Genomic DNA, 11,600 nt, shown 5'->3' with positions numbered 1-11,600 from the left:
GGTTCAAATCCGGCCCCCGCAACCAACCGATGCCGCATTGGCGGTATTTGCGTTTGGCTTCGATAACAAAGTATTATACGGACGCGGGGTGGAGCAGCCTGGTAGCTCGTCGGGCTCATAACCCGAAGGTCGTCGGTTCAAATCCGGCCTCCGCAACCAACTCTTGATGACAACAGATAAGCACCCTGACGGGTGTTTTTTTGTATTTGCAATCCGCAAAAATAGCCGGACTCGCGCCCGGCCCTGCTTTTATCGGCTCGCCAGCGCACCACCGTTGGCGAAATAAGCCTTGATCCCCGCCAGAATCGACTCCGCCACCTGCTGCTGGAAATGGCTGGTGCGCAGCTTCCGCTCCTCTTCGATATTGCTGATAAATGCCGTCTCTACCAGGATCGACGGGATATCCGGCGCCTTCAACACCGCAAAACCGGCCTGATCGACGCGATTCTTGTGCAACCGGTTGATTTTCCCCATCCGATTCAACACCTCTTTGCCGAACTTCAGGCTGTCGTTGATGGTCGCGGTCTGAATCAGATCGAACATGGTATGGTCGAGATAGCGGTCGCCGCTCTTGCTGACGCCGCCGATTTGGTCCGACGCGTTCTGCGTCTGCGCCAGGAACTTGGCTGCCGAGCTGGTGGCGCCTTTAGTGGACAACGCGAACACCGATGAACCGCGCGCGGCACGGCTGGTAAAGGCGTCGGCGTGAATCGAAACGAACAGATCGGCGCGCTGCTTGCGGGCCTTGGCGACACGCACCTTGAGCGGGATAAACACGTCTTCGTTGCGCGTCATGAACACCTTCATGTTCGGCTCGCGCTTGATCATAGCGCTCAGCTTGCGGGCAATCTGCAGCACGATGTCTTTCTCGCGCGTCTTGTACTTGCCGATCGCGCCGGGATCTTCGCCGCCGTGGCCAGGATCCAGCATGATGACGATCGGCCGATCGCGCCCCGCTTTGCCGGCCTGCGGCGCTTCCGGTGGCAGCGTGCGCTCCAGATCGCCCTTGTTGTAATCTTCCAGTAACGCCAGTAGCGGATCATACTCCTCACCGCCGCTGCCGCCCTTGGTCGGGTAGAGATCCATCACCAGACGGTTGCGATACTCCGGCACCGGCGCCAGCGTGAAAATATGCGGGCTGACGCTCTGCTTGAGCTCCAGCACCAGCCGCACGGTATTCTGATCGAACTGGCCGACGCGCGCCTGCTTGAGATACGGATCGTCGGCACGCACCTGCCCGGCAATGCCTTTCAGCACGCTGTTGAGGTGTACGCCTTCGATATCCACCACCACGCGATCGGGATTGGTCAGGGCAAACTGCTTGTATTTCAGTTCGACGTTGGATTCGAGCGTGACGCGGGTATAAGTCGAGGATGGCCAGACGCGCACGGCGATCACGTGCGATGACGCGGCGAAGCCCGTGCGACTCACACTCAGCAACCAGCTGGCGGCAACGCCCTGTAATAAACGACGGCGGCCCAGATTGTGATTAGAGTTTGGCATGCGGCTCCGGCAGTAATAGCTGTTTACAACAGATGAAAAAAACACCAATGGAATGGGGATGCCGAAAACTTTAACCAATCATTCCAGCCCTGTCATCAGAAAATCTTTTTATGGTTTTTCAATTTATTAACGATTTAGCACCCTTAGCGCACTCTTCATGACGATTTCCCACTTGCCATTGGCGTCATAAAAGAATAAAAATACAAAAATATCGTATAAATATGCAAAAGAGGTTTAGCCGTGAAGGAACGTAGTACAGAGCTGGTGCAAGGATTCCGTCACTCAGTCCCCTATATCAACGCCCACCGCGGCAAAACGTTTGTCATCATGCTCGGCGGGGAAGCCATCGAACACGAGAATTTCTCCAATATCGTCAACGATATCGGGCTGCTGCATAGTCTGGGCATTCGCCTGGTGGTGGTTTACGGCGCACGGCCGCAGATCGACGCCAATCTGGCGCAACATAACCATGAGCCGATCTACCACAAGCACATCCGCGTGACCGACGCCCATACGCTCGAACTGGTCAAGCAGGCCGCCGGTTTATTGCAGCTCGACATCACCGCCCGGCTGTCGATGAGCCTCAACAACACGCCGCTGCAAGGCGCGCACATTAACGTGGTCAGCGGCAACTTCATCATCGCACAGCCGCTGGGCATCGATGACGGCATCGACTACTGCCACAGCGGCCGTATTCGCCGTATAGATGAAGAAGCGATCCACCGCCAGCTCGACAGCAACGCCATCGTGCTGATCGGCCCGGTCGCAGTTTCGGTCACCGGCGAGAGCTTCAACCTGACTTCGGAAGAAGTGGCTACCCAGCTGGCGATCAAACTGAAAGCGGAAAAAATGATCGGTTTCTGCTCCTCACAAGGCGTGACCGACGCGGAAGGCAACATCCTTTCCGAGCTGTTCCCCAACGACGCGCAAAAGCGCCTTGAAGAGCTGGAGGAAGGCGGCGACTACCATTCCGGCACCGTGCGCTTCCTGCGCGGCGCGGTGAAAGGCTGCCGCAGCGGCGTGCGCCGGAGCCACCTGATCAGCTACCAGGAGGACGGTGCGCTGGTGCAGGAGCTGTTCTCGCGCGACGGCATCGGCACCCAAATCGTGATGGAAAGCGCCGAGCAGGTGCGCCGGGCGACGATCAACGACATCGGCGGCATCCTGGAGCTGATTCGGCCACTCGAGCAGCAGGGTATTCTGGTGCGCCGTTCGCGTGAACAGCTGGAGATGGAGATCGACAAGTTCACCATTATCGAACGCGACAACCTGACCATCGCCTGCGCGGCGCTGTACCCGTTCTTAGAGGAAAAAATCGGTGAGATGGCCTGTGTCGCGGTGCATCCCGATTACCGCAGCTCATCGCGCGGCGAGATGCTGCTGCAACGGGTGGAAAATCAGGCGCGGCAGATGGGGCTGAAGAAGCTGTTCGTGCTGACCACCCGCAGCATCCACTGGTTCCAGGAGCGTGGATTCACCCCGGCGGAAGTCGACGTGCTGCCGATGCAAAAACAGGCGCTGTACAACTACCAGCGCCGTTCCAAAATCCTGCTGGCCGATCTGTAATCCCCGCGGCGCGGCCGTTGCCGCGCCCCTTCAACGCTAACGCTTATTCCGTCGCCTGCAGCCGTTCAGCCAATCCGCTACGACGCTGAGTCGGCATGCGAATGGCCCGCAGCAACACCGCCTCCGTGGCATACAGCGAGAGCTGCTTACGCGCGCGAGTGATCGCGGTATAGACCAGCTCACGCGTCAGCACCGGCAGGAAGTGATTCGGCAACACCAGGACCGTATGGTCAAACTCCGATCCCTGAGATTTGTGCACCGTCATGGCATAGGCGGTTTCATGCGCCGGCAAACGGCTCGGCTGCACCGACTTGATGCTGCCGTCCGGCAGCTGGAAATGCACGCGCAGATCGCCGTGCTCATCCGGCAGCGTAATGCCGATATCCCCATTGCACAGCCCCAGCGCGCTGTCGTTGCGGCCGATCATCACCGGCCGCCCCTGGTACCAGCGGCCGAGCACGCCCGGTTTGCGGTCGATCAGACCGGCGCGCTGTAGCCCAAGCTCAATACGATCATTCAGACCGGCGACGCCGAACGGCCCTTCACGCAGCGCGCACAGCACCTGAAAACGGCCAAAGGCCGCCAGCACCGCCGCCGCGTCCGCGCCTTCGGCGGTCAGCCGCAAATAGTCGCGATAGCCCGCCACGCAGGCATCCAACAGCGCCTGATACTCTTCACTCGTCGCCAGCGCAAAACCCGAAACATCGCCGAAACTGCCGTTTAATGCCGCCAGCGCGCGATCCCCCGCGCCGGCGTTGACCGCCAACGCCAGCTGGCCGATGCCGGAACGGGCATCGAAACGGTAGCTCTTGCGCAGCAGACACAGGCTGTCGCGCACCGCCGCTTCCGCGTCGGCCTGCCGCCCTTCGATCGAACAGCCGGTCAGGCGGCTCAGCTCTGCGGCACGCGCATCGCTGTATCCCTGCTCGGCAAAACGGCAAATATCTCCCAGCACCGCACCGGCCTCCACCGAGGCCAACTGATCGCGGTCGCCGAGGAAAATCACCCGCGCCCGATCGGGCAGCGCGGCAATCAGGCGCGCCATCATCGGCAGATCGACCATCGAGGCCTCATCCACCACCAGCACATCCAAATGCAGCCGGTTGCCACGGTGATAGCGCATGCGCTGACTGTTCGGTTGCGCTCCCAACAGACGGTGCAACGTCGCCGCCTCCGTCGGGAACAACGCCTGCTGCGCCGGGGTCAATGCCAGTTGACGGCTGGCGCTGCCAAGCGACTCCGTCAGGCGCGCCGCCGCCTTGCCGGTCGGCGCCGCCAGCTGGATGCGCAAGCGTTCGCCTTCATCCAGCTGCACCAGCGCCGCCAACAGCTTGGCAACGGTGGTGGTTTTACCGGTACCCGGTCCGCCGGAAATGACCGCGATGCGCCGCGTGGCGGCCACCGCAGCGGCGATCTTCTGCCAATCGGGTTCGTCGCTCGCCGCGCCGAACAAGCGGTCGAGAATGGTGCGAAGCTCAGCCTCCGGCACCGCCAGCGTCTCACCTTCGCCGCCGATAAACGCCGCCACTTCACCTTCGTTTTGCCACATGCGCTGCAGATACAGGCGCGGCCCGCGCAGTACCAGCGGCGTTGCGCCGCTGCCGTCCCCGACCGCCGCACTGGCCGCCAAACGCTGCTGCCAACGCGTGCTATCCGGCCGCCCGGCCGCCTCCCACACCGCCAGCGCCAGCGCCGGTTGGCGCCCTTCAAACAACGTGTCCGCCTGCAGCTGCTCCAGCATCAGGCAGACATGACCGGCCCCCGCCTCTGCGCTCAGGCAGGCGGCGGCCAGCAAAATATCAGGCTCGTCTTCGTTCGCCACCACGCGGGCGAACTGCACGTCCAGCGGGCGCAGCACGCCAAGCGCCACCGCCTGCTCCAGCAGTGCGATCATGATCCTTCCTCCGCCGCCGCAGCCTCACCGCTGAACAAGCGATCCATCCCCTCCACCAACTCAAACTCGGGGAGACAGGTGAAAATGCCATTGCCCGGGTGCGCCGCATCCACGCCGCGCAGGAACAGGTAAATCACCCCACCAAAATGGCGTCGGTAATCGTAATCCGGCAACCGATGACGCAGATAACGATGCAGCGCCAGCGTATACAGCTGGTATTGCAGATCGTAACGATGCTCCGCCATCGCCTGCTCCATCGCCGGCCGGGTATAGGCACCGCTGTCTTCCCCCAGCCAGTTGGACTTGTAGTCCAGCAGGTAGTACTTGCCCTGCCAGCAGAACACCAGGTCGATAAAGCCTTTCAGCATGCCCTGCACCTGATGAAAATCCAGCGCCGGACAGCGGGCGGAAAGCGGATCGTAACGCTTCACCAGGGCATCGAGCGCCTTCGCCTGCAACAGCCGGTTGATCGGCAAATAGAACTGTAGCTCGGCCTGCTTGTGCTGCGGCGTCAGCGCCGCCAGCGTCACGCCGCTGTCGTCGAGCGGCGTGTTGAGCAATACCCGCATCCACGCCAGCAAAATCGGCTGCCAATGTTCGGCGAACCCGTGCTGTTGCAATTGTGCCAGCAGCCACTGTTCGTCCAGCGGCTGGGTGAAGTCCAGCGTTTCAAACAGGCTGTGCAGGAAGGTGCCGGGCGTTGCGCCGCGCGGGAAGGTATGCGGTGTAAGCGCTGGCTCACTCTCATCCCCCCGCTCGCCCGCGGCGTCGACATCCAGACGCGGCAGCAGATCCTGCATCAGGCTCGCGCCGTGCTGCTGCAAGCCGGTATAGCTGGTCACCCGCCAAAAATCCTGGATCCGCCGGGTAAAACTTTTCGCCGCCAGCGCTTCGGCCAGCGCCGCCTGGGGCTGCCAGGGCGCCTCATCCGGCGGTTCCACCAGCGACAGCGCAATGCCGCCGCCCACCAATTGCTGCAGCCGCTCCTGCAGATACACGGCGTCTCCGGGCTGCCCACCCTGCACCAGATAACCCAATGCGCTGCGGTGCAGATCGGTATCGCCCTGCTTCTTGCGCGTGCCCTGGAACAACGGTGCGATGCCGATGCTGCAGTGGTACACCGAGCGGGTCAGCGCCACGTACAGCAGACGCAGGTCTTCCGCTAACCGCTCCTCCTCCGCCCAGGCCTGGCTCTCTTCATTGGCGTCGAGATCCAGCAACGCCTGGAAACTGTGGCGATCGTGATACAGCGCCTGTTGCTGCTGCCGGAAGTTGCCGACGAACGGCAGCCACACCAGATCGAACTCCAGTCCCTTGGACTTGTGAATCGTGATCACCTTCACCAAATGCCGGTCGCTCTCCAGCCTCAGCTGCTGGTTGTCGGACTGGCGATTAGGCTGAGCAATCTGTTGCGCCAGCCAGCGCACCAGCGCATGCTCGCTGTCGAGCTGCGCCGCCGCTTCTTGCAACAGCTCCCCCAGATGCAGCACGTCGGTCAAGCGACGCTCGCCGCCGGCACTGGCCAGCAGGTTCTCCGCCAGCTGGCGCGCTTTCATCACCTCGCTCAGCATCGGCAACACGCCGCGGCGCAGCCAGAGCGTGCGGTAATTGTCGAATTCATTAACCAACGCGTCCCAGGCGCGTTCATCACGGCTCAGGCCGTCCAGCGTCGGCGCGTCCAGCCCCATCAGCCCGGTAGCCATGGCGCTGCGCAGCGTGCGCTCTTGTTCTGGCGCCAACACCGCCTGCAACAACCACAGCAGGTCTTTGGCCTCCGGGGTGTCGAACACGCTATCGCGGTTGGACAGATACACCGACGGAATAGAAAGCGCACTCAGTGCATCACGCACCAACGCCGCCTCATTGCGGCTGCGCACCAGCACCGTGATATCGGAGGCTTGTACCGGCCTTGGCTTCTTGCCGCCCTGCAGCCACGCCTGGCCCTGCTGCCCGGCGCTGAGCCAGTCGCGAATTTGCGTGGCGCACAGGCGCGCCATCAGCTGTTGGTAATCACTTACACCGGCGCCTTCCCCCTGCTGCAGCCAGAACTGCATCGCCGGTTGCGGCTTGCCGTGCAGGTCAAACGCCAGCCCTTGGTTCTTTTCCGCTGCGCTGACCTCGATAAAGGGGATTTGGCCGAACAGGAAAGGCTTTTCTACCTGAGAAAACAGGTGATTAACGCTGGCGACCATCGACGGCGACGAGCGCCAGTTGGTCTCCAGCGTATAGTGGGCGCTCACCTCTGAGCGCGCCCGCATGTAGGTAAAGATGTCGGCGCCGCGGAAGGCGTAAATCGCCTGCTTGGGATCGCCGATCAACAGCAGGCCGCAATCGGGCCGGCCGACGTAAAGTTTTTGGAAAATGCGGTATTGCTGTGGATCGGTATCCTGGAATTCATCGATCATCGCCACCGGGTAACGCTGGCGGATCGCCTGTGCCAGCTGTTCGCCGCCACCGCTTTGCAAGGCGCCGTCCAGCCGGCTGAGCAGGTCGTCAAACCCCAGCTCGGCGCGCTGGCGCTTTTCTTGCTGAATGGAAGTGCGGATCTCGCTGAGCGCGCGCGCCATGATCAGGTCGCGCAGCGTCAAGGGTTCATCAAACAGCTCGTCGATCGCCGTGAACAGCGCATGCCGCGGCGGCTCGCCTTTCTTGGTCTTCTCCAGCAGCACCGACTGGCGAAATTTATCCAGTTCCTTCGGCAGCTGGTAGTCCTGAGTCTCCTGCCCGCTCCATTCGCCGACCTTGTTCAGCCAGTTCGGCAGGTGTTTACTGCTGTAACTGCGCTTATCGACGCCGGACTGGGCGATCAACGCCTCCAGATCGCCCGCCACCGCGCGCCATTGCGCCTTGATGGCATCGATGCGCGCGACGATCTGCTCGTGCCGCATCAGGACGGTTTCTTCGTCCTTTGGCGGCCGACGCAGCGCCGGCGCCTCACCGTGCAGATAGCCGGAAAGATCGGCCAGCAACGCTTCCGGGCCGCTCCACTCCTGGCTGACCGCACGCGCCACGCCCAGCGGCAACGGATAGCAGTGGCGACGCCAGAAATCGGCACAGGCCTGCCGCCGCAGCGGCAGCTCGTCCTGCACCAGCGTTTGTTCAAACAGCATGCCGGACTCAAAGGCGTTGTGCGTCAACATTCGTTGGCAAAAGCCGTGAATGGTGTAGATCGCCGCTTCGTCCATCTGCCGCTCCGCCGCCAGCAGCTGCGATGCGGCGTCGGTCAAATCGTCAATTTCAGCCATCAGCGCCGAAAAAAGCGGGTTGGCGCTGACGCCCCGCACGCAGGCGATACGCAGCCCGTGAATATTGTCGCGGATACGCCCGCGCAGCTCCTCGGTGGCGGCCTCGGTAAAGGTCACTACCAGGATTTCTTCGACCGTCAGCGGGCGGGGAAACGCTGCTTCACCGCCCAACCCCAGCAGCAAACGCAAATACAGCGCGCCGATGGTAAAGGTTTTACCGGTGCCCGCCGACGCCTCGATCAGGCGTTCGCCGAACAGCGGTAACGTCAGCGGCTCCAGCCTCTGCGGGGCAACTTCCGTCATGGCGTCGCCACTTTGCGCGGCAGGATCTGCTGCAATGCAGACGCGTTCGGATAGGTAACCCAATCCTTAGGCGCCGCGTAATCCGCCTTGTCTTGCCCGCTGCCGCTCACCTGCGACAGCACCGCCAGCCCCTGCGGTTGGATCACCGCCTGGTGGAAATAATCCGCCAGCTTGGCCGGCGTCAGCTGTTGCACCTGCGCAATCAGCTTCTGACGGGTATCGAAGGCGAAATTGCCGCGATCGAAATCGTTGGCGAACCGGCTGGCTTCTTCGCTCAGGGTTTGCGGCCGCTGCTTCAGCTCATTGATGAGCGCCTGTTTGTACTGCTCAAAATCGGCCTCGCTCATTTCACGCAGGCGCTTCTCGGTTTTCGGGTAGAAATCCTGATAGCGCTGGTACAGGTAGGCCGGCTGCTTGCTGTTGCTCTGCAGCAGGAAGCCCACGCCCCACTGGCGCCCCACCGACATCGGGAAGGCGAAGACCGCATACCCCAATTGCTCCTGAGTGCGCAGCTGGCTGTAGAACCACGGCTGAATGATCTGCCCCAGCAGCGAGCTGTAGGCCATGCCGGTCACTTCGTCGTAGCCGGTCGGCACATAGACCGCCGCCAGCGCCGAGTCGGTGCTGCTGCCCACCTGTTGCAGGTTGGCCAGCTGATTCTTGTCCACCACCACGTCTTCGCCGTGCCACCATTCGATGCCGGTACAGCCCAGACGATGTTTCAGCGTCGACGCCAACGTGTCGACCTGCTGCTTGCTCATGTTGCCCACCACCAACAGCTCCGGCGTGGCCTCCGCCAACAGGCTGTCGCGATAAGCCAGCACGTCTTTCAGCGTCAGCGTCTTCAGCACTTCACGGCGCTCGCTACGTTCGGAATACGGCACGCGGGAAACCATCTGCACCGGCTGAATGGCCAGTTCAAACGCCTTGCCCTTCTCGGCGGCGTCCAACTGCTCCAGGTACCAGGACTTGGCCTGCGCCAGCTGATCTTCCGTCGGCGTGAAGCTGGAATAGCCCTCGATCAGCGCCGTCAGCAACTGCGGCAGGCGCTGGGTAAAACCGTTGGCGTTAAACATCAGGCCGTTGTTCGGCGACGTCGAGAAGCTCAGCCCACCGACCGATGCCTGATAGCTCAGCTGATCCAGTGCGAGGCCGGCCAGATAATCCGTCAGCGAGAACAGCACCTGGTTGCGCGCGGAATCCATGGTCTTGGCGTTGCGGAAAGCGACGGTGACGTCGGCCTTCGGCTCGTCGGCGAAGTAACGGCTCGGCATGTACAGCACGCGCAGGCCGGGTTTATCCACCACCATTTCCGGCTTTTTGAACTCGTGCGACGGTTTGGTCAGGGTGAAGTCATCCGGAATGTACGGATTGAGCGCCGGCAACGACAGGGCAATGCCGCTGCCCAGCTGCTGCCACTGCGTAAAGCGCTGCGGCGTGATTTTGTCGACCTGGTAAGGCGCGTTGACGAAATAGGCCGTCTTGTTGTGCGGCTCATCGGGGCTGACGAACCAGATGCGCGCATTTTGCGGCGTCATGGCGTCCAGGCGTTCGGCAATCGCCTTAGGATCATAGCGATCGGCCAGGTAAGGCGCATCCAGCGCATGCTCAACCGGCACGCGCAGCATGGTGTCCACCAGCCATTCGATGTAGTCCATATCGCGCGTGATCGACGGATAACGGAAGTCCAGGTTCAGAACATGCGAGATTTCGTCGAAGTAGCTCTGCTTAATACCTTCGCTGCGCAGCATTTTCAGATAGTTGAAAATGGCGGCGACGACCTCGTCGCGTTTGGCCAGACCTTTGTCGGTCAGTGAAACGCTGATGGCGAAGACGCCGCCGTTGCGATCGACCATCGGATCCGCGCCGGCATTGATGGCGTCCGCCAGCCCTTGTTTCTGCAACCAGTCAGACAGGGTGTTTTTGCTGCGGTTGCCGATCAGGTAGCTGATGTAGGTATCGGTTTTGCTGCGAAACGCGGCGCTGTTGTTATCGATGCGGAACTCGACCTTCAGCTGCTTGCGCGGCTGTGCCGGCACATAGTGAATGATGATGCCCTGCTGTTCCGGCGTCACGGCCGGCACGGTGATCGGCGGCACGCTGGCGTCGTGATTCGGCACGCGGCCAAAGGTTTTCGCCGCAATATCAGCCAGCTGCGGCAGCGGCTGATTACCGTACAAAACGCCCATCATCAGGTTGGCGGAGTAGTAGCGTTTATAGAAGCCGGTCAGTTCATCATGCAACTTGCTGTCCGGCTTGTCTTTCAGCGTATCGAGATTACCGCCAGAGAAGCGCGCGCTCGGGTGCGCCGGGTTAAGGGTTTCCGCGCCGACCTGCGCCATGCGCATGCCGTCGCGCGAACGCGCCATCGTCAATTCGGCGTTCACCGCGTTGCGCTCACGATCGGCATTGCCCGGATCCAGCAGCGGCTCGGCAATGGCGTCGGCCATGCGATCGACCGCCGGCTCCAGCGCGTCATTTTCCACTTCCAGATAGAAGGCAGTGCGATAAGAGGCCGTGCTGGCGTTGTGGCTGCCGCCGTGCTTTTTCAGGAATTCGGAGAGGTTCTCCGGCTCTGGGTAACGTTTGGAGCCCATGAGCACCATATGCTCCAGATAGTGCGCCAAGCCCAGTTGGCTGTTCGGATCTTCGAGCGACCCGACCGGTAATGCCAGTGCCGCCAGCGATTTCGGTGCCTGGGCATCGGACACCAGCAACACCGTCATGCCGTTAGCCAACTTGATCGCCTCATACTGACGCGGATCGTGTTCGCTCTTGTTGATCTTCTCCGCCAGCGGTTGCCATCCTTGCGCGGCCCAACTCAACGGTGCCCAACACATAGCCAATAATACCAGCCCGGCGATACGGGCCAACTGTCTGCGCATATCCAAAATAAACCCCTATTCTGACGTCGCTACGCCCACTCCCTGACGTTGGCGACGTGCATCAAAACCACATAACCAAATCGGTACTCGCCGGGTTCTTCGCCAATGTGCGGCCCGAAACACGGCGGGTATATGCCTGTACGTTATGTAAGACCGGGAATTACCCCAATGGTTGAATATAACCTTTGTTATTTTTACCACCTC

General features: G+C 61.3%; 5 protein-coding genes and 1 tRNA gene. 2 read left to right on the top strand and 4 right to left on the bottom strand.

Annotated features, from left to right (window positions below; all coding sequences use genetic code 11):
- The first annotated feature begins 82 nt into the window (after nt 1-82).
- Nucleotides 83-159, top strand: a tRNA-Met gene (locus tag FUU19_RS17990).
- A gap of 90 nt (nt 160-249) precedes the next feature.
- Here the strand turns inward: FUU19_RS17990 and amiC are convergent.
- Complete coding sequence (amiC, locus tag FUU19_RS17985; protein WP_099817548.1) at nt 250-1,503, bottom strand: N-acetylmuramoyl-L-alanine amidase AmiC; 1,254 nt, start codon at nt 1,501-1,503, stop codon at nt 250-252.
- A gap of 240 nt (nt 1,504-1,743) precedes the next feature.
- On the opposite strand from amiC, the gene argA reads away from it, so the two are divergent.
- Entirely contained in the window at nt 1,744-3,069 is a 1,326-nt protein-coding gene (argA, locus tag FUU19_RS17980) for an amino-acid N-acetyltransferase (protein WP_049296158.1), read from the top strand.
- Nucleotides 3,070-3,112: 43 nt separating this feature from the next.
- Here the strand turns inward: argA and recD are convergent, their stop codons facing one another.
- From recD to ptrA, 3 genes are read right to left on the bottom strand one after another with little or no spacing between them, the layout of a single operon-like run.
- On the bottom strand, nt 3,113-4,963 hold the full coding sequence (gene recD, locus FUU19_RS17975) for an exodeoxyribonuclease V subunit alpha (protein ID WP_230491000.1): 1,851 nt from the start codon (nt 4,961-4,963) through the stop codon (nt 3,113-3,115).
- Nucleotides 4,960-8,511, bottom strand: a complete 3,552-nt coding sequence (gene recB, locus FUU19_RS17970; protein WP_230490999.1) for an exodeoxyribonuclease V subunit beta — start codon at nt 8,509-8,511, stop codon at nt 4,960-4,962. The genes recD and recB overlap by 4 nt, the downstream gene beginning before the upstream one ends.
- Entirely contained in the window at nt 8,508-11,396 is a 2,889-nt protein-coding gene (gene ptrA / locus FUU19_RS17965; protein ID WP_141966940.1) for a pitrilysin, read from the bottom strand. Before ptrA ends, recB begins: the two co-directional genes overlap by 4 nt.
- Nucleotides 11,397-11,600: the final 204 nt, after the last annotated feature.

Origin of the sequence: Serratia montpellierensis (assembly GCF_020858655.1) — a bacterium.
GTDB classification, from domain to species: domain Bacteria; phylum Pseudomonadota; class Gammaproteobacteria; order Enterobacterales; family Enterobacteriaceae; genus Serratia; species Serratia montpellierensis.
The sequence above is the reverse complement of the archived record's forward strand: the minus strand, read 5'-3'. Positions and strand labels throughout refer to the sequence as shown.